Annotated in this window: 16 protein-coding genes and 1 tRNA gene; 6 read left to right on the top strand and 11 right to left on the bottom strand. The window is 68.4% G+C overall.

The annotated features are described in order from the left end of the window. Nucleotides 1–92: 92 nt before the first annotated feature. The 7 genes from pgl to serB all read right to left on the bottom strand — a co-directional run bounded on the left by pgl (nt 93) and on the right by serB (nt 9943). Nucleotides 93–911 carry a 6-phosphogluconolactonase gene (pgl, locus tag LTI14_RS08580; protein ID WP_241476260.1) on the bottom strand — a complete coding sequence of 273 codons (819 nt, stop codon included), beginning with the start codon at nt 909–911 and terminating at the stop codon, nt 93–95. Between the two features lie 72 nt (nt 912–983). Next, nucleotides 984–1946 carry a glucose-6-phosphate dehydrogenase assembly protein OpcA gene (locus tag LTI14_RS08575; protein ID WP_241469767.1) on the bottom strand — a complete coding sequence of 321 codons (963 nt, stop codon included), beginning with the start codon at nt 1944–1946 and terminating at the stop codon, nt 984–986. Between the two features lie 10 nt (nt 1947–1956). After that, nucleotides 1957–3426 carry a glucose-6-phosphate dehydrogenase gene (gene zwf, locus LTI14_RS08570; protein WP_241465072.1) on the bottom strand — a complete coding sequence of 490 codons (1470 nt, stop codon included), beginning with the start codon at nt 3424–3426 and terminating at the stop codon, nt 1957–1959. 170 nt (nt 3427–3596) lie between these two features. Then, complete coding sequence (locus tag LTI14_RS08565) at nt 3597–5246, bottom strand: glucose-6-phosphate isomerase (RefSeq protein WP_241476259.1); 1650 nt, start codon at nt 5244–5246, stop codon at nt 3597–3599. Between the two features lie 221 nt (nt 5247–5467). After that, complete coding sequence (tal, locus tag LTI14_RS08560; RefSeq protein WP_241464498.1) at nt 5468–6589, bottom strand: transaldolase; 1122 nt, start codon at nt 6587–6589, stop codon at nt 5468–5470. 69 nt (nt 6590–6658) lie between these two features. Next, the gene (gene tkt, locus LTI14_RS08555; RefSeq protein WP_446740383.1) at nt 6659–8821 is read right to left on the bottom strand and encodes a transketolase; all 2163 of its coding nucleotides are present in this window, start codon (nt 8819–8821) and stop codon (nt 6659–6661) included. Between the two features lie 129 nt (nt 8822–8950). Then, the gene (serB, locus tag LTI14_RS08550) at nt 8951–9943 is read right to left on the bottom strand and encodes a phosphoserine phosphatase SerB (protein WP_241476257.1); all 993 of its coding nucleotides are present in this window, start codon (nt 9941–9943) and stop codon (nt 8951–8953) included. Nucleotides 9944–9991: 48 nt separating this feature from the next. Between serB and LTI14_RS08545 the strand changes: the two genes are divergently transcribed. The 4 genes from LTI14_RS08545 (at nt 9992) to LTI14_RS08530 (ending at nt 13030) form a co-directional block, all read left to right on the top strand. Further along, nucleotides 9992–10840, top strand: a complete 849-nt coding sequence (locus LTI14_RS08545; RefSeq protein WP_241464501.1) for an ABC transporter ATP-binding protein — start codon at nt 9992–9994, stop codon at nt 10838–10840. Then, entirely contained in the window at nt 10840–11766 is a 927-nt protein-coding gene (locus LTI14_RS08540; protein ID WP_241476256.1) for a sulfite exporter TauE/SafE family protein, read from the top strand. The genes LTI14_RS08545 and LTI14_RS08540 overlap by 1 nt, the downstream gene beginning before the upstream one ends. A gap of 210 nt (nt 11767–11976) precedes the next feature. Next, nucleotides 11977–12234, top strand: a complete 258-nt coding sequence (locus tag LTI14_RS08535; protein ID WP_036474713.1) for a type B 50S ribosomal protein L31 — start codon at nt 11977–11979, stop codon at nt 12232–12234. A 118-nt stretch (nt 12235–12352) separates the two neighbouring features. Then, nucleotides 12353–13030, top strand: a complete 678-nt coding sequence (locus LTI14_RS08530) for a hypothetical protein (RefSeq protein WP_241476255.1) — start codon at nt 12353–12355, stop codon at nt 13028–13030. A 40-nt stretch (nt 13031–13070) separates the two neighbouring features. On the opposite strand, the gene LTI14_RS08525 is transcribed toward LTI14_RS08530, so the two are convergent. Continuing rightward, nucleotides 13071–13601: a pyruvoyl-dependent arginine decarboxylase gene (locus LTI14_RS08525; RefSeq protein WP_274616041.1), complete on the bottom strand. Its 531-nt coding sequence runs from the start codon at nt 13599–13601 to the stop codon at nt 13071–13073. A gap of 277 nt (nt 13602–13878) precedes the next feature. Here LTI14_RS08525 and LTI14_RS08520 point away from each other — a divergent pair, with 277 nt between their 5' ends. Continuing rightward, nucleotides 13879–14970 carry a lipoate--protein ligase family protein gene (locus tag LTI14_RS08520; protein WP_241469761.1) on the top strand — a complete coding sequence of 364 codons (1092 nt, stop codon included), beginning with the start codon at nt 13879–13881 and terminating at the stop codon, nt 14968–14970. A 107-nt stretch (nt 14971–15077) separates the two neighbouring features. Beyond that, nucleotides 15078–15162, top strand: a tRNA-Leu gene (locus LTI14_RS08515). A 75-nt stretch (nt 15163–15237) separates the two neighbouring features. On the opposite strand, the gene LTI14_RS08510 is transcribed toward LTI14_RS08515, so the two are convergent. The 3 genes from LTI14_RS08510 to LTI14_RS08500 form a co-directional block, all read right to left on the bottom strand. Continuing rightward, nucleotides 15238–16014: a maleylpyruvate isomerase family mycothiol-dependent enzyme gene (locus LTI14_RS08510; protein ID WP_241476253.1), complete on the bottom strand. Its 777-nt coding sequence runs from the start codon at nt 16012–16014 to the stop codon at nt 15238–15240. Between the two features lie 32 nt (nt 16015–16046). After that, nucleotides 16047–16640 (bottom strand): TetR/AcrR family transcriptional regulator, encoded by a 594-nt coding sequence (locus tag LTI14_RS08505; RefSeq protein WP_241476252.1) that lies wholly within the window; start codon nt 16638–16640, stop codon nt 16047–16049. A gap of 81 nt (nt 16641–16721) precedes the next feature. Beyond that, the gene (locus LTI14_RS08500) at nt 16722–17447 is read right to left on the bottom strand and encodes a hypothetical protein (RefSeq protein ID WP_241476251.1); all 726 of its coding nucleotides are present in this window, start codon (nt 17445–17447) and stop codon (nt 16722–16724) included. Nucleotides 17448–17706 lie beyond the last annotated feature (259 nt).

The following is a 17706-nucleotide window of genomic DNA, read 5'->3' as shown; positions in this document are numbered from 1 at the left end:
CCTGGGCTTTTCTCATGCCCACCCCTCCCGTGTGGTTGAGTTCTCCGGCGGTTACGTAGTAGCCGGAGAACTCAACCACCCAGGAGGAGGGGTCAGCGGAGTGTGCTGGCGGCTGCCTGATCCAGGTGCCAGATGGTCTCCCGAGCACCGCGGGCGTTGACCGCGGGGATCTCGGTGACCTCGGTGCCCGGGGTGAGCGCCTTCGCGGCGGCCTCGGCCTTGTCCGCGCCGGCCACGACCATCCAGACCCGTTCGGCGGTATGGATCGCCGGGAAGGTCAGCGTGATCCGCTGCAGCGGGGGCTTCGGAGACTCATCCTCACTGGTGGTCACCTGCTCGGTGACGTGCAGCGAGGCCTTGCCCGGGAACAGGCTGGCGACGTGACCGTCGGGGCCGACGCCGAGCAGCAGGACGTCGAAGCGGGGCAGCGCCAGGCCGGAGCGTCCGCCCTCGGCGCTGTGGCCCTGCAGCTCGGAGGCGTACATCTCCGCGCCGATGAAGGGTTCTGCGGCGTCTTCGGAGGTGGCCATCGGGTGGATGTTGCCCTCGGGAAGCCCGTGCTTCTCGATCAGAACCTCGAGCAGCGCCTCGTGGGCCTGCACGGCGTTGCGCTCGGGGTCATCGCTGGGCAGCAGGCGCTCGTCGCCCCACCAGAAGTGCACCTTGTGCCAGGGCGGAGTCTCGGTGCCCGGCGTCACGACCAGCTGTGCCACCTGAGCCAGGACGGCGACGCCGGCGCTGCCGCCGGTGAGCACCGCATGGGCGTCACCGTGGTGGCGTGCGGCGTCGACCAGGACCGCGAGCAGCCGCTCGGCGACCACCGTGACCAGCTGGTCCTTCTCGGCGTAGACCTCGGTGCGCGGGGCGGCCAGCGCCGCCTGGGATGAAGCGGCCTGAGGGGAATCTGTCATGGGAGTGCATCCTTCCGCGGCATCGTCACTGATGCCACGAGCCTAGTATGTCGGTCAGTACAGCGCAGCAGCTCAGTTGAATCCAGGGGAGGCGCCGGAGAGATCGGTGGCCGGCAGCGCCCGGGTGAGCACCTCGCCGTAGACCTCATCGGAATCCAGCCGGCGCAGCTCCTCGGCCAGGCACACCTGAAGGGTGCGCACCGGCAGCGGCACGCCTTGGACGAGTCCGTCGGCGGAGCGCAGCTCGGCGATCTCCTCGCCGCGCGGCCTCGAGAGGCTCACGTCCCCGCTGGGGCGGTGGAAGGTGACCGCGGTCAGGGTCAGCGGCAGCTCGGACTCGACCGGTTGCGCCGTGGAGACCAGGCTGACCGGGATCCGCAGCGCCTGCTGCAGCCAGGCCGCGAGCAGCGCCGCGCTGGGCAGGTCCGCGGCGGCCTCCACGGTCACGCCGGTGAGCTCCGCGGGGTCCAGAGTGTCCAGGATGCTGGCCAGCTGGATCCGCCAGTGTGTCAGCCGGGTCCAGGCCAGATCGGTGTCGCCCGCCGTGTAGTGCGCGGAGATGCGCTGCAGCGCCTCCAGCGGGCGCGGGTCCATCGCCGAATCGGTGATCCGGCGGTGCGCGATCCGCCCGATCGGGGTGGAGCCGACGTTCTCCGGCAGCTCATCGGCCCACCAGGCCACGATCGGGGCATCAGGCAGCAGCAGCGCCGAGACCATCGCCTCGGTCTGCTCGGCGAGCTCGCCGGAGGCTTCCAGCACGATCACCTCGGAGGCGCCTGCGTCGCCGCCGACCCGGATCTGCGCGTCCAGCCGGGTCTCATCCGCGACCTGCCCGGAGGCCAGCACGATGATCCGGCAGGGATGTTCCCGGGAGGCCAGGTTCGCCGCGGCGATGGCGGGCTCGGCATTGTCCTTCGAGGTGAGGATGACCAGGGTCAGCACCCGGGTCAGGGCGACGACGCCGCCGTCCTCGCGCAGCTCACGCAGCTTCTTGGAGACCTTGGAGGTGGTGGTGTTCTCGATGTCGACGATCACGGGATTCTCCTTAGGGCCTGCGCCAGGTGCGGCCGTCGCGGGCCAGCAGGTCATGGGCGGACTGCGGCCCCCAGCCGCCCGGGGCGTAGGGCTCGGGCTGGGCCTTCTGGGCGGCCCAGTGATCCTCGAAGGGGTCCAGGATCTTCCAGGAGAGCTCGACCTCTTCATGGCGCGGGAACAGCGGCGGCTCGCCGAGCAGCACATCGAGGATCAGCCGTTCATAGGCCTCGGGGCTGTCCTCGGTGAAGGCGTGGCCATACCCGAAGTCCATCGTGACGTCGCGGACCTCCATCTGGGTGCCGGGCACCTTGGAGGTGAACCGGATGGTGGCGCCCTCGTCAGGCTGGACCCGGATGACGACGGCGTTCTGACCGAACTCGTGGTCGTCGTGGTCCTGGAAGAGCAGATTCGGGGCGCGCTTATAGATCACCGCGATCTCGGTGACCCGACGGCCCAGGCGTTTCCCGGCGCGCAGGTAGAACGGGGCGCCGGCCCAGCGGCGGGTGTTGATGTCCAGCTTCAGCGCGGCGAAGGTCTCGGTGGTGGAGTCCGGGTTGAAACCCTCTTCGTCCAAGAACCCGACGACCTTCTCCCCGCCCTGCCAGCCGGAGGTGTACTGTCCGCGGGCCGAGGCGGCGCCGAGGTCCTCGGGGAGCCGGACGGCGCCGAGCACCTTCTCCTTCTCGGCGCGCAGATGCTCCGCATCGAAGGAGATGGGCTCCTCCATGGCGGTCAGCGCGAGCAGCTGGAGCAGGTGGTTCTGGATGACGTCGCGGGCCGCGCCCACGCCGTCGTAGTAGCTGGCCCGACCCCCGATGCCGATGTCCTCGGCCATGGTGATCTGCACGTGGTCCACGTACTGGGCGTTCCAGAGCGGCTCGAAGAGCTGGTTCGCGAAGCGCAGCGCCAGCAGGTTCTGCACCGTCTCCTTGCCCAGGTAGTGATCGATCCGGAAGACCGCGTCCGGTGGGAAGACCGACTCCACCACGGCGTTGAGCTCCCTGGCCGAGGCCAGGTCATGGCCGAAGGGCTTCTCGATGACCACCCGGCTCCACGGATCCTCCACGCTGTTCTGCGCGGTGGCGAGGCCGTGGGAGGAGAGCTTCTCGCAGACGATCTCGAAGGAGTTCGGCGGGATCGAGAGGTAGAACGCGTGATTGCCGCGGGTCCCGCGCGATTCCTTTAGCTCATCCAGGGTCTCCCCGAGACGGGCATACGCGGCGTCGTCGTCGAACCCGGTGGTGGTCACGAAGCGCAGCCCGGCGGAGAGCTGGTCCCAGACCTGCTGATCGAAGTGGGTGCGTGCGGAGATCTTGACCTGCTCGAGCACCTCCGCGGCGAACTCCTCATGACTCCACTCCCGCCGGCCGAAGCCGACCAGCGAGAAGCTCGGCGGCAGCAGCCCCCGGTTGGCCAGGTCATAGATGGCCGGGAGCAGCTTCTTGCGCGCCAGGTCCCCGGTGACGCCGAACATCACCATCGCCGAGGGCCCGGCGATCCGGTTCAGCCGGCGGTCACGCGGATCGCGCAGCGGGTTGCCCGGCTTGGCCCGGGAGCTGCTCCGGGAGCTGCTCGTGCGCGACGACCCGGGGCGCGAGGATCCGGGGCGCGAGGATCCGGCACGCGAGGAGTCGCCGGTGCGGGGTGCGTTCACAGGGCGTCCACGGTCTCGATGACCTGGGTCAGGCCCGCGGTGCGGTCATTGAGGTGCACCTGCAGCACCGGCATGTCGTGTCCGGCCAGGACCTGGGCGTCGCCCTCGGCCTGGGCGGAGATCAGCTTCGACAGCGTGAACGGCCGGTCCGGGACCTCGACGTCGGTGCTGGAGCTGGTGGTCAGCTGCAGGAAGGCGCCGATATGGGGCCCGCCCTTGTGGAACTGTCCGGTGGAGTGCAGGAACCGGGGTCCCCAGCCGAAGGTCACCGGGCGTCCGGAGAGCGAGGAGAGCTGGGCGCGGATGGCTTCGAGCTGGGTCTCGGTGGTGCGGTCCAGGTACGCGGTGACCGCCAGGTAGCCGTCCTCCGGGACAGCCTTCACCAGCGCCTGCAGAGCCTCGCTCAGGTTCGACGCGTCGGCGTCGGTCAGCGCGGACCCGCCGAGGGTGCGGAACGCCACGGCGCCGTCGGTCACGGAGTCCCCGGCCTCGGGGGCGGGCGCGTCGAGCAGACCGCGGGCGGCGGTCTTGGCGGATTCCACGTCGGGCTGGTCGAAGGGGTTGATGCTCAGCAGCGCGCCTGCGACCACGGTGGCGACCTCCCAGAGCATGAACTGCGCCCCGAGGCTGCCGCCGGTGCGCACCGCATGGGAGCTGACCACCAGATCGGCGTCGTCGTTGTCCACCGAGGCGCCGTCTTCGACCTCGACATCGATGATCTGGGTGATCAGCACGTCGTCGACGTCGCGGTGCAGCTCGGGCTCGCCGTCGGCGACGATCACCGGCAGCAGACCGGTGCCGTTCTTGCCGGTGGACTCGGCGACCAGCTGTTCGATCCAGTTGCCCAGCCCGATCAGCGGGGAGCCGGCGTCGACGATCACGAGCTTGTTGCGCAGCGGGACGGTGCCGCCGATGGCGGAGCCCAGGCGCAGGCCGGGGTTGTCGGCGTCGTCCTCGGCGAGGATCGCGAGCGAGTCCTCGGCGTCGTCCAGCAGGGATTCCACGTCGGCACCGGCCAGGCCGGAGGGGACCAGACCGAAGGCGGTGAGCGCGGAGTAGCGCCCACCCACGGTGGGGTCGGCCTCGAAGATCGCACGCACTCCGGCCTCGGCGGAGGACTTCGCCAGCGGGGAGCCGGGGTCGGTGACGATCACGGTGCGGGTCACGGCGTCGATCCCGGCCTCGGTCATGGCCTGCTGCACGATCCGGCGCTGCGAGTCGGTCTCCACGGTGGAGCCGGACTTCGAGGAGACCACGAGCACGGTCTTCTCGATGTCGGTGCCGATCACGGCGGCGACATGCTGCGGGTCGGTGGAGTCCAGCACGGTGAGCTCGACCCCGGCGGTGGCGCAGATGACCTCGGGCGCCAGCGAGGACCCGCCCATGCCCGCGAGCACCACCCGGGTGAGGCCTTCGGCGGCGAGCTCCTCGCGCAGCGCGGCGATCTTGGGCAGCAGCGCGCGGGAGTCCTCGAAGAGCGAGACCCAGCCGAGCCGCTTGCTGGCCTCGTCCTCGGCGGCCACACCCCAGAGGGTGCGGTCCTTGGCGGCCAGCCGGGAGGCGAATTCGTGGTCGAGCAGACCTGGAACCTGGTTCTCGGCGGCCTGACGGGCCGCTCCGGTCAGTGTCAGGGAGAGTGAGCTCATGACGTGCTTCCTTTCTCAGCCGAACGCCTCGGTTCAGCCTGGCCAGCATCTGCGCTTATAGGGGGCCGGTGGGATTGACGTGGCTGTTGTCCCTGATCGGCGCCCGGTGGGGGAGTCTCTGCTCCAGTCTTGCTGGATCAAGGCGCCGCCCGGGCCGGGCGCCGTACGGGGTGAACAGTCGAATGATCAGCTCAGCGTGCGAGCCGACCGGCATGCACGGTTCAGCTGTTGCGCTTGAGCCCATCATCGATGGTGCCCAGCAGGCCAGTCCAGGAGACCTCGAACTTCTGCAGACCCTCGGTCTCCAGGGTGTCGACGACCTCGCGGTAGCTGATCCCGGCGGCGGAGATGCCGTCGAGGACCCGGTTGGCCTCCACGTAGGTGTCGGCGAGCGTGTCCTTCTCGACGACGCCGTGGTCGGCCAGCGCCAGCAGGGTCTTCTCCGGCATGGTGTTGACCACGTCGGCGCCGGCCAGCTCGGTCACGTACAGGGTGTCCGAGAGGTTCGGGTCCTTGGTGCCGGTGGAGGCCAGCAGCAGCCGCTGCGGGCGTCCGCCGCGCTCGGCCAGCAGCTGCCAGCGCTCGGAGGAGAAGGTCTCCACCGCGATCTGGTGCGCCAGTCGGGCGTTGGCGACGGCGGCCTGGGACTTCAGCTTCTCGGTGCCGGGCTTGCCCGCTTCGGCGGCGAGCTCCAGGCGCTTGTCGATCTCGGCGTCCACGCGGGAGACGAAGAAGGAGGCCACCGAGTGGATCTTCGAGATGTCGATCCCGTCCGAGTGGGCCTTCTCCAGGCCGAGCATGAATGCGTTGATGACCGCGCGGTAGCGCTCGAGCGAGAAGACCAGGGTCACGTTGACGCTGATCCCCTCGGCGGTCACCGCGGCGATCGCCTCGATGCCCTCGACGGTGGCGGGAATCTTGATCAGCACGTTCTCCCGGTCCACCGCCTTGTAGAGCTCGCGGGCCTGGGCGATGGTGCCGGCGGCGTCGCGGGCCAGCCGGGGGTCGACCTCGATGGAGACCCGGCCGTCGACACCGTCGGTGGCGGCGTAGACCCCGGCGAACACGTCGCAGGCCTCACGCACATCGGCGGTGGTGATGTCGAAGACGGCCTTCTCGGCGTCGGCTCCGGCGGCGGCCAGCTCGGTGAGCTGCGCCTCGTAGGCCTCGCCGTCCTTCAGCGCGGACTCGAAGATGGTCGGGTTGGTGGTGACGCCGACGATGTTGTGGGTCTCGATCAGCTTCGCCAGCGAGCCGGAGTTCAGCCGTTCGCGGGAGAGGTCGTCGAGCCAGATCGAGACGCCGAGGTCGGAGAGCGCCTGAGTGTTCTTGTTTGCAGTCATATCTGTTCTCCTGATGCCAGGTGATGGATGAGTGTTTGCGCGCCGGGTGCCTCCAGGAGGCGGCGGCGATTAGGAGGCGGCGGCGATGGATTCCTGGGCGGCCTCGGTGACGGCGGCGGCGGTGATGCCGAACTGCTCGTAGAGCACCTTGTAGTCGGCGGAGGCGCCGAAGTGATCCAGGCCGATGATCCGGCCTGCGTCACCGACGATGTCGCGCCAGCCCATGGAGGACGCGGCCTCCACCGAGACGCGCGCCCTGACCGCGGCCGGGATGACGCTCTCGCGGTAGGCGGCGTCCTGCTCGAAGAACCACTCGCGGCAGGTCATCGAGACCACCCGGGCGGCGATGTTCTGCTCGGCCAGCGCTTCGCGGGCCTGCACGGCCAGCTGGACCTCGGAGCCGGTGCCGATGAGCACGACGTCGGGGGTCACCACGGCGCCGTCGCGGACGGCCTCGGCGAGCACGTAGGCTCCCTTGGCCGCGCCCTCGACCGCACCGAACTCGGTGGCGGTGGCCGCACCGGCGCCGCGGGCGTAGGTGGGGATGTTCTGTCGGGTCAGCGCCAGGCCGGCGGGACGGTCGTTGCGGCGCAGCACCTCGCGCCAGGCGATGGCCACCTCGTTGGCGTCGCCGGGACGCACCACATCGAGGTTCGGGATGGCGCGCAGGGTGGCGAGCTGCTCCACCGGCTGGTGGGTGGGGCCGTCCTCGCCCAGACCGATGGAGTCATGGGTCCAGACGAAGATCGAGCCCGCGCCCATCAGCGCGGCCAGCCGGATGGCCGGGCGCTGGTAGTCGGAGAAGATCAGGAAGGTACCGTTGTAGGTGCGCAGCGGGGTGGAGAGTGAGATGCCGTTGCTGATCGCGGCCGCGGCGTGCTCACGGATCCCGAAGTGCAGGTTGCGCCCGTAGGGGTTGCCGGTGAACTTCTCGGTGGAGTGGGACTCCGGGATGAAGGAGTCGTAGCCGGCCAGCAGGGTGTTGTTGGACCCGGCGAGGTCGGCGGAGCCGCCCCAGAGCTCTGGCAGCACCTCGGCGATGCCGTTGAGCACCTTGCCCGAGGCCGAGCGGGTGGCGACCTCTTCCCCGGCGGGGAACTCCGGCAGCTGGGATTCCCATCCCTCGGGCAGCTCGCCGGCGGTGAGCCGGTCCAGCAGCTTGGCCTCATCGGCGTGGGCCTCGCGCCAGGCGGCGTACTTGGAGTCCCATTCCTTGCGGGTCTCGACGCTGCGGGTGAGGATCTTGCGGGCGTGGTCGATGACCTCGTCCTCAACGGCGAAGTGGGCTGACGTGTCGAAGCCGAGCAGCTCCTTGAGCGCCACGAGCTCCTCGGTGCCCAGCTTGGCGCCGTGGATCCCGCCGGTGTTCTTCTTCTTCGGCGAGGGGTAGCCGATCATGGTGCGCAGCGCGATGAGTGAGGGCTTGGAGGTCTCGGCCTTGGCCGCCTCCAGCGCGCGGTGCAGCTCGTTGATGTCCTCGTCGTAGTCACCGGTCTGCATCCAGTCCACGCGCTGGACGTGCCAGCCGTAGGCCCGGTAGCGGGCCTGGACGTCCTCGGTGAAGGAGATGTCGGTGTCGTCCTCGATGGAGATCTTGTTGTCGTCCCAGATCACCACGAGGTTGCCGAGCTCCTGGTGCCCGGCGAGCGAGGAGGCCTCGGAGGTCACGCCCTCCTGGAGGTCGCCGTCGGAGGCGATGACCCAGATGGTGTGGTCGAAGGGGGACTCTCCGGCGGGGGCGTCGGGGTCCATCAGTCCGCGCATCCGGCGCTGGCCGTAGGCGAAGCCGACCGAGGAGGCCAGGCCCTGGCCCAGCGGGCCGGTGGTGATCTCCACGCCGGCGGTGTGGCCGTACTCGGGGTGGCCGGGGGTGAGCGAGTCCCAGGTGCGCAGCGCGGCCAGGTCCTCGACCTCGAGGCCGTAGCCGGAGAAGTAGAGCTGCAGGTACAGGGTCAGGGAGGTGTGACCGGGGGAGAGGATGAAGCGGTCGCGGCCGATCCACTTGGGATCGGTCGGATCGTGCTTCATCACCTTCTGGAACAGCAGGTAGGCGGCTGGGGCCAGCGACATCGCGGTGCCGGGGTGGCCGGAGCCGACCTTTTCGACGGCGTCTGCGGCCAGCACGCGCAGCGTGTCGACTGCTCGCTTGTCCAGATCGGTGAATACGGCATTATCGGTCACTATGTTTCCTCCAGATGGTGAGGGACGGTGGACAACGAGGGCCGCGCACATCGTTGTGCCGCGCAGGTTCAACCCTACCGGGGTAGAGGCTATTCCTGGCGGATCATCAGAGCATTGCAGAATGCTCACGCGTAATGATCGCGAGTATGAGGTCTTGGAGCTGCGACGTCTTCGGGCAGCTCAGCCCATCCCCAGGGCCAGGGAGATGAGCTCGAAGGAGCGGTGATCGATCACCAGGTCTGCCTGCTCGGCCAGTGCGGGCTTCGCGCAGAAGGCGATCCCCACTCCGGCGGCTGCCAGCATGTCCAGGTCGTTGGCGCCATCGCCGACGGCGACCACGTTGCGGGGGAGCAGCCCCTGTGATGCCGACCACTGTTCAAGATACTCCCTCTTGGCCGCACGGTCGACGACGGCGCCCCGGACGGTCCCCTCCAGGGTTCCCTGCGCCGAGATGGCCAGGTCATTGGCGTGGTAGCCGGTGAGTCCCAGATCAGCGGCCAGCGGAGCCAGCACCTGGAGGAACCCGCCGGAGACGGCGTAGCTGGGCCAGCCGCGGCGGCGCAGGTCTGCGAGCAGCTCGCGGGCGCCCTGCGTGGGGGTGATCGCGGCGAGGGTGGAATCGATCACGCCCTCGGGCAGTCCGGTGAGCGCCTGGACCCGCTGGTGCAGCGAGGCCGCGAAGTCGATCTCTCCGCGCATCGCGCGCTCGGTGACCTCGGCGACCTCGGCCTCGCGGCCGGCGTCGCGGGCCAGCAGCTCGATGACCTCCTGGTCGATGAGCGTGGAGTCCACGTCCATCAGCAGCATCAGCCGGCCGTCCTCGGCGTGCAGCTGGGCCCGCCGCGGGGCGGGCAGCACCGTCTGGGTGACGGTGCCCTCGAGCTGATGAGCGGCGTCTTCGAGCAGCGAGACCGCCAGCTGCGAGCCGTAGGAGTCATCGGAGTCATCGAGCGTCAGGGACCAGCGCACGGCGGAGACCTCGGTGCCGTCGCCCAGCGGGACCTGGCGCAGCTCCACGCTGTGCACGACGCCGCGCCGGGAGAACTCGTGGGTCAGCGAGCGGATGAGCGGCCCGTCCAGCTCAGCGGCCGCCAACATGGCCACCGTGCCGTCGGGGAGATCAGGGCTGGGCAGATCAGGTGTGCGGAGATCATGGTGAGGGTGCGCAGTCATAGCGTGTTCAGCCTATAGCGCCTCATCGGGTTCGATAGTGTTGGGCCCATGAGCCCTGTCCTCGATATCCAGAATGTCAGCGTGCGCCGCGGGCGCAAGAAACTCCTCGATGACGTCTCCTGGACGGTGAACGAGGACGAGCGCTGGGTGATTCTGGGGCCGAACGGGGCGGGCAAGACCACTCTGCTGCAGATCGCCGCCGCCCGGATGTTCCCGACCACCGGTACGGCCGCGATCCTCGATGAGCAGCTCGGCGCCGTCGACGTCTTCGAGCTGCGCCCGCTGATCGGCTTCAGCTCCAACTCGCTGACCACCACGGTCCCGATGCAGGAGACGGCGCTCAACGTCGTCGTCACCGCCGCCTACGGGGTCACCGGACGCTGGCGCGAGGAGTACGAGCAGCTCGATGAGCGCCGGGCCTTCGCGCTGCTCAACGAGTGGGGCGTGGGCACGGTCTTCGACCGTCCCTTCGGCACCCTCTCCGAGGGGGAGCGCAAGCGGGTCCAGATCGCCCGGGCGCTGATGACCGACCCAGAGCTGCTGCTGCTCGACGAGCCCGGCGCCGGACTGGACCTGGGCGGGCGCGAGGCGCTCGTGGCGCGGACCAGCGAGCTGGTCCGCAGCGAAGAGGCTCCCACCACCGTGCTGGTCACCCACCACCTCGAAGAGATCCCGCCCGGCTTCACCCACGTGCTGCTGCTGCGCGACGGCAAGACCGTCGCCGCGGGACCGATCGAGGAGACCATGACCTCGGCGAACCTCTCCACCACCTTTGACACCGAGCTTGATCTGATCCACCGCGACGGGCGCTATTCGGCCTTCAAGAAGCAGCCCGAGGCGGCTGTGGCCGGCTCTATGGCTGCTCCGGCGGCTGGGCTGTCGCAGGCTCGTGGTTGATGGAGGCGCTCGCTGACTTCTTCCTGAACGAGCTCAGCGTCGCGCAGCTGCTGCTGATCCTGGTGGCCGGGATCTGGGCCGGCGCGATCAACACGGTGGTCGGCTCCGGCACCCTGGTGACCTTCCCGGTGCTGGTGGCCATGGGAGTGCCGCCGGTCTCGGCCACGGTCTCCAATGCGATGGGCCTCATCGCCGGGAACTTCACCGGCGCCTGGGGGTACCGGCGCGAGATCCGGCAGGTGAAGTCGGTGCTGGTGAAGCTGGTGCCGGCCTCGATCCTGGGCGGCGTCATCGGCGCCACGCTGCTGATCACCCTGCCCGAGGAGATCTTCGGGAGGGTCGCCCCGATCCTGATCGTGGTCTCGCTGGGCTTCGTCATCGCCCAGCCCAGACTCTCGGCCTGGGTCCGGGCGCGCGCCGCGGCCCGGGAGTCCGACGCCGGGGCCGCCGGAACTTCCGGGGCTGCCGGAACTTCCCGGCCGGCCGAATCCGGTGCGGGTGACGCGCCCACGGCGGGCAGGCCCTCGATGCCCACGGTGAGCCTGGCGCTGATGCTGCTGGTCTTCGCGGCCGGCATCTACGGCGGCTACTTCGTCGCCGCGCAGGGGATCCTGCTCATGGGCATCCTCGGGATCTTCCTGATGGCCAACATCCAACAGGCCAACGGCGTGAAGAACCTGCTGGTCGCCGTCGTGAACCTCACCGCCGCGATCAGCTACGTGTTCGTGGACTATGTGCTGCGCGAAGCCGGGGACCGCGTGATCCTCTGGGAGGTGGTGGTGGTCATCGCCGTGGGCTCCACGCTGGGCGGCCTCATCGGCGCCTGGGTGGGACGCCGCCTCTCGCCGCTGGTGCTGCGAATGATCATCGTCACCCTGGGCCTGGTGGCGCTGTTCGTGATGCTGCGCAACCTCTTCGTCGCCTGACCCCTCCTCTGACCCTCCCGGGTGGTTGAGTTTTCCGGCTACTACGTAACCGCCGGAAAACTCAACCACCCGGGAGGGTTCGGTTCTCCGCGACCGGCGCCGGACAGGGGCACGGCCGATTTGATATAGTGCTGTGTTGGTCCAAACTCGGCCCACCCTCAGTTCCACGCCTCTGGCAAAATCCAGCGGCAGATGAAAAGGACACACTCCATGAAGTCTGATATCCACCCCAAGTACGAGCCGGTCATCTTCAACGACCTGGCCTCCGGTGAGAAGATCCTCACCCGCTCCACCACCTCCTCGAAGAAGACCATGGAGTGGGAAGACGGCAACACCTACCCGGTCATCGACGTCGAGATCTCCGCCGCTTCGCACCCGTTCTACACGGGCAAGCAGCGCATCATGGACTCCGAGGGTCGCGTCGAGCGCTTCAACGCCCGCTTCAAGGGCTTCGGCGGCAAGAAGTAGGCAGTTCACGCTTCTGGCGTCTCAAGCATCCTCAGCAGGGCCGCAGTCACCTCGACTGCGGCCCTGCTGCTGTCTCAAGGCCCTGGGCAGTGAGGCGCAACGCCGACTAGAATGAGTCATGACCAAGACCGGCCGGAACACCGCCGCGGCGGTGCTGCTCGTGGCAGCGGCAGCGCTGGCGCTGCTGGGGGTGCTGGTCCATCACAGTTTCACGGCTGAGTACGGCATCATCACGCATAGTGCAGTCGAGGGCCTGGTCTGGGGATTTACGGCCGGCCTCTCCGGAGCAGCGCTCGTGGTGGTCGGGCTCGTCGCCGTGTTCGCACTGGTGCTCTCGCCGCGACCGTGGATGCGGTGGACGGCCGTCGCCATCCCGGTCCTCATGCTGCTCGGGATGCTTGCTCTCACCCCCGTGGCGCTCCAGCAGAAGACTGAGGCCCAGTACGACGCCGTTCCGCAATGCGTGACCGAGGGTTCGGGTGAGCCCGCTGCCGCTGCAGAGCGTGAGTCCCAGCGGGCATTCGACTCCATCGAACACATCGGATACTTCGGCGGCGGCGGCGCCAGTGGGGTCGATGGCTGTGACCGCAGCTTGGTGGTCTCCGAAGAGGTCGATGTGCTCGAGCACTATCGTGCAGCGCTGCCCGAGGCGGGCTGGGAGGTGATCGAGGACGACGGACGCCACCTGCGGGCCCAGCGGGAGGGGATGGCGTTCGAAGTGGCGCTCTGCCCCGGAGGCGGCGTCGTGTGGGCTGGAAGCGACGACGGCGCCGGTGCGCAGTGCGAGCCTGGCTGACCCGGAGCTGTCCTGCAGGGTCACCGCTGCGCGGGTGCTCTCAGTCGTCAGCGACCACCGGGTAGATGTAGTTCATGAAGCACAGCGCCGCGATCGCGGTGCCATAGGCCTTGGAGGGGACGATCGACTCCACGATGTAGCGGATGCCGCTCAGCTCGAAGTGCTGGTAGCCGTTGTAGTACAGCTCATCGAGCATGTCGCGAAGATGAGGTTTGACGTCCTCCTCGCCCATCCCCCCGCCGAACTCGCACACCAGGCCGCCCTGCTTCTCCCCGTTCTCATCGTGGAGCAGTCCGTAGATGATCCCTGCGGTGGCCCGCTCGCCGGGGCCGCACGAGAACTCAGCCACGATGGACTCCATCACCTCGCCGTGGGCGATCGCCTTGCGACCGGGATACTGCTTCAGCACCGCAGTCTTCGGCAGGATCGAGCTGTACGTCATGATGTTCGCCATCTCGATCCCGGCGTCGTGGAGTGCCAGGTGGTAGGACCCCGCGTGGATGGTCACATCACTCTCACCCTTCCCCTGCGTCTCGAAGTAATCACAGGGTATGCGGTTGCCAATTTTCATAGATCTACTCCAAACGTGGGGCTCTGTCGATCACGGGGACGGCGCATGCCCGTCGGCTCTGCAGCTCCCCGAGGTCCGACATCGCAGATGTTCAGGGCGCCCCTGGAACGGAGGGGCGCCTGTCACGGTGCACTGACCACGCTAGGTCGGGAGGCCGGCCCTGCATCACAGTGATGGGCGAACCCCCGCGTGGACTACGGGGGAACCCCCGTGATTCCCGGTGGTGAAACATTCCTGGCCCTGCTCGCCCTATCACCGGCAGGAATAGGATTGCCCCATGACGGACACGCATCAGCAGCACGGGGAGTACAAGGTCGTGGGCGGCAAGCTCGTCGTCGTAGACCTCCACACCGACCTTGATCCCCGCACCCACCCGCGCGACGCGCGCATCACCGCCGCCTCGGTCAACGGGGACTTCTTCCTGGAGCCCGATGAGGCGCTGGACTCGCTCAATGCCGCGCTGATCGGGCTGCCGACCCGCGCCACCCGGGAGGAGATCGCCGAATCCGTGCGCGCCGAGCTGCCCGCGGAGGCCCATATGTTCGGCTTCGACGAATACGCCATCGCCACCGCGGTGCGCCGCGCCCTGGGCCATGCCACCCGCTGGGAGGACCACGACTGGGAGGTCATGCCGGCGGTGCAGATGCCCGTGGAGATGCACGTGGCGCTGGATCAGGTCCTCACCGAGGAGGTCGGCCGCGGCACCCGGCCGCCGCTGATGCGGATGTGGGACTACGCCGGCCGGGCCGTGGTGATCGGTTCCTTCCAGTCCCTGGTCAACGAGGTCGACTCCGAGGCCGCCGAGCGGCTCGACGCCACCGTGGTGCGGCGGATCACCGGCGGGGGAGCGATGTACATGGACGAGGGCAGCTTCGTCACCTACTCGCTCTCGGTGCCGCAGTCCCTGGTGGACGGGCTCAGCTTCGCCGACTCCTACCCGTTCCTGGACGCCTGGGCGATGGAGGCGCTGACCTCGATCGGGATCACCGCCTCGTATAAGCCGCTCAACGACATCGTCTCCACCGAGGGCAAGATCGGCGGGGCCGCGCAGAAGCGACTGGCCAGCGGCGGAATGGTGCACCACGTGACCATGAGCTACGACATGAACGCCGACGACATGCTCCAGGTGCTGCGCATCGGGCGGGAGAAGATCTCCGACAAGGGGATCACCTCCGCAGCGAAGCGGGTGGATCCGCTGCGCAGCCAGACCGGGCTGGCCCGAGCGGAGATCCTGGATGCGTTCGTGCAGACCTTCGCCACCAAGTACGGGGCGCGGATCGCCGAGATCCGTCCCGAGGAGCTGGCCCGCGCCGAACAGCTCGTGAAGGAGAAGTTCAGCACTCCCGAATGGACCGCCAGAGTCCCCTGAGCTGGGAGGATACAGAGTTCGACGGCGGGGCTGAGGTCCACGATTCGCGGTCCAGTTCAGCGTCGTGCTAATGTTTCTTGTCGTTGCCTCTGAGGCAAAAACAAGATGCGCGGGTGGCGGAATAGGTAGACGCGCTAGCTTGAGGTGCTAGTCCTCGTAAAGAGGGTAGGGGTTCAAGTCCCCTTCCGCGCACATCTGAGAACGAAGCAAAGACCCCGGTCTGACATGGAGCAATCCATGTCGGCCGGGGTCTTTTGCTTGCCTCCTTCAGAAGGGCACCTGGGTGGCGAGCAGCCCGGCCGCCGGTGCGCGACCGCTGGTGACGCGGCAGAACTCAAACGGGTCCATCGCGAGGTGCTCTCCGCCCCCGCCGTCGTCCCCGCCGTCGCCGAATGCCCAGTGCCCGCCGGCGGGTCCGCTGAGCTCGAGGACGACGGGCCGCCCGTGGCGCAGGGCCCACTCGTGGACGGCGTCGTCGACGATGACGCCCTCATGGTCGGCCGTGGCGAGCATCTCCATGCCGGTGGCCCGGGTGATGTCGATCCGGTGCATGAACGGGTCGCGGGTCAGGATCACGTCGAACAGGTAGCCGAAGGTCCATCGCCCGTCGGTCTCCTCCTCCATGGTCTGGTTTCGCAGGAACGTCGGTGAGCGGCGCCGGTTGCGGAGAGCCTGTGGGCTCAGCCTCCGGTACTGACGGGCGACCTCCTCGGCGGTGAGCGCTGCGTTCTTCTCGACTTGGAGCGCGGTCAGCGCATCGATCTGCAGGCCGCCGCGGCGCCGTGCGCGCAGGGCGGCCGTCGCCTGCTGGCGGATCATCTCGGGCACCGAGGCCGCCATCTGGACCATCCCCAGCATGTGCCCGGCCATCGCGCGCACATCCCACTCGGGGCAGTCGGTCTGGGCGGCCCACTGTTCAGGGGTGAGCTGGTCCAAGAGATCGGCGACGCGCGCGTATTCGGTGGCGGCGAGCTGGGTCGCGAGGGCGCGGTCCAGCTGGGGGAGGCGGGCCTCCCGGGTGAACTCTTGCTGCTTGGTGCTCATGACTGCTCCTTAGGCAGTGGGTGGTTCTGGAGTCAGGGCAGGCCGAGGTCGTCGGCCAGCATGTCGATGGCACGGTCGAGCAGTCGAGCCCAGCGGTCTCCGCCGGGATCGTTGGCGTGTTGAGAATCCACCAGGCCCCCTACCAGCGCGGTGAACAGGTCGAGGTCCTCTTGTGCCGTGATGCCGTGGCGAATGAAGATCTCGCGAGCGAGGTCCAGCGTCGCGACGGCAGGGGCGTAGTTCTGCGCGCTCGGGGTGAAGCCCGGGATCGTCCGCAGATTCATCAATTGATGTCGGGGAAGGTCGCTGACGGCGAAGTCGAAGAAGCTCCGCGCGATGAACCGGAGCGCCTCGCGCGCGTCCTCCGGGACCTGGTCCCGCAGGGACTCGAGCTGGGTGAGACATTCGGCCCAGGCCTGCCCGAACATGGCGTCGTAGATCGCGTGTTTGGATCCGAAGTGCGTATAGAGCGACGGCGCGCGCATGCCGACCCGCTCGGCCACCCCGCGCAGGGTGATCTCCGCGAGCCCCGCCTCACGCGCCATGGACCATGCCGCGTCGAGGATTTCGAGCTGCGTGGCCTCACGCCGTTCGGCCTGCCTATCACGCGTAGTTCCACCTAACATAGTTAGGATTCAAGCACCGGCGCGTATGGCCTGTCCAGGGTTCGGGTCCTCATCCCCGCCCCTCAACGCAGGGGGCGCCGCTCAGCCGTCGTTGGCGTTGCCTCGGTCGGCGTAGTCCTCCGGGTCACCGCCGTCGTGCTGTGCCCACTGCTCCGCGCAGGTGCCCCCGGGGGGATTCGGCTCCCAGTCGGCGCGGGCCTGGGACTGCTGCCACAGGTTCTGGTCGACCTCTTCCTGGGACTGTCCGCCCCGCACGAGCGTCGAGGTCTCGATTCCTTCCCAGCAGGCGAAGTGGGACTCCAGGTGTTCCCACTCATCGATCTGCAGGTAGTCCGGGTGGCACAGCGGGTCCGGCATCGCTCCGCTGCCGTCCCAGTCCTGCGGCCAACCTGCCGGCTGGGCGCCGTCGTTGTGCGCGGCTTTCGCGGCCAGCGCCTCGTCGTCGTTGCAGTGCAGATGGAAGACCTCGCTGCCGTCGTCCTCCTCCGGAGAGATGTAGAAGAACTCCACGCCATCGGGCCCGCCAATGAGCTGCCGGCCTCCGGGGTGCTGCTCAGCGTCATGCTCAGCGTCACCCTCAGCGGCATCCGCGGTGCCCGGTCCGGCGGCATCTGACTCGGCGGGGGCGTCTTCGTCGCTGGTGTCTGCCGCAAGCTCTGCGGTCTCACTGGAACTCGACGCCGGCTCCTCAGCCGCAGCGACGTCGTCGGCAGGATCATTCTCGGCGGGAACATCGGCCGCGCAGGAGGAGAGCAGCAGGGCCGCTCCGACGGTCGAGAATACCGGAATCCAGCGTCTGTCAGGCATGTTTACACCATACATATCGCTGATTCTCAAGTGAATAACAATGAGCAATCATCTTGGCCGAGCCGAGCGGGGAAACCTTGCGATCCTGGCGTGTCGCCCGGCACGCCTGGCCGACGCGCTGCGCGTCATCTCCTTGAGCGCACCTGGTTCCTCCTGGAAAAAGCCCGTGTGCTAGCGTCATACGGTCTCCGGCAGGGGCCTCCACCCGCGCCGGATCTCCCGGTCGCGGTGCAGGTCTCGGCAACTGACTTCAGACCGT

The organism is Nesterenkonia sp. YGD6 (genome assembly GCF_022565895.1).
Taxonomy (GTDB): Bacteria; Actinomycetota; Actinomycetes; order Actinomycetales; family Micrococcaceae; genus Nesterenkonia.
Note: the sequence above shows the minus strand (reverse complement) of the source record. Positions and strands in the feature narration are given on the sequence as shown.

Excerpts from the sequence above, each read along its gene's own strand:
- pgl (WP_241476260.1), bottom strand. The coding sequence starts at position 911 with ATGACAGATTCCCCTCAGGCCGCTTCATCCCAGGCGGCGCTGGCCGCC.
- zwf (WP_241465072.1), bottom strand. The coding sequence starts at position 3,426 with ATGGTGATGTTCGGCGTCACCGGGGACCTGGCGCGCAAGAAGCTGCTC.
- LTI14_RS08565 (WP_241476259.1), bottom strand. The coding sequence starts at position 5,246 with ATGAGCTCACTCTCCCTGACACTGACCGGAGCGGCCCGTCAGGCCGCC.
- tal (WP_241464498.1), bottom strand. The coding sequence starts at position 6,589 with ATGACTGCAAACAAGAACACTCAGGCGCTCTCCGACCTCGGCGTCTCG.
- tkt (WP_446740383.1), bottom strand. The coding sequence starts at position 8,821 with ATGTGCGCGGCCCTCGTTGTCCACCGTCCCTCACCATCTGGAGGAAAC.
- serB (WP_241476257.1), bottom strand. The coding sequence starts at position 9,943 with ATGACTGCGCACCCTCACCATGATCTCCGCACACCTGATCTGCCCAGC.
- LTI14_RS08545 (WP_241464501.1), top strand. The coding sequence starts at position 9,992 with ATGAGCCCTGTCCTCGATATCCAGAATGTCAGCGTGCGCCGCGGGCGC.
- LTI14_RS08540 (WP_241476256.1), top strand. The coding sequence starts at position 10,840 with ATGGAGGCGCTCGCTGACTTCTTCCTGAACGAGCTCAGCGTCGCGCAG.
- LTI14_RS08535 (WP_036474713.1), top strand. The coding sequence starts at position 11,977 with ATGAAGTCTGATATCCACCCCAAGTACGAGCCGGTCATCTTCAACGAC.
- LTI14_RS08530 (WP_241476255.1), top strand. The coding sequence starts at position 12,353 with ATGACCAAGACCGGCCGGAACACCGCCGCGGCGGTGCTGCTCGTGGCA.
- LTI14_RS08525 (WP_274616041.1), bottom strand. The coding sequence starts at position 13,601 with ATGAAAATTGGCAACCGCATACCCTGTGATTACTTCGAGACGCAGGGG.
- LTI14_RS08520 (WP_241469761.1), top strand. The coding sequence starts at position 13,879 with ATGACGGACACGCATCAGCAGCACGGGGAGTACAAGGTCGTGGGCGGC.
- LTI14_RS08510 (WP_241476253.1), bottom strand. The coding sequence starts at position 16,014 with ATGAGCACCAAGCAGCAAGAGTTCACCCGGGAGGCCCGCCTCCCCCAG.
- LTI14_RS08505 (WP_241476252.1), bottom strand. The coding sequence starts at position 16,640 with ATGTTAGGTGGAACTACGCGTGATAGGCAGGCCGAACGGCGTGAGGCC.
- LTI14_RS08500 (WP_241476251.1), bottom strand. The coding sequence starts at position 17,447 with ATGCCTGACAGACGCTGGATTCCGGTATTCTCGACCGTCGGAGCGGCC.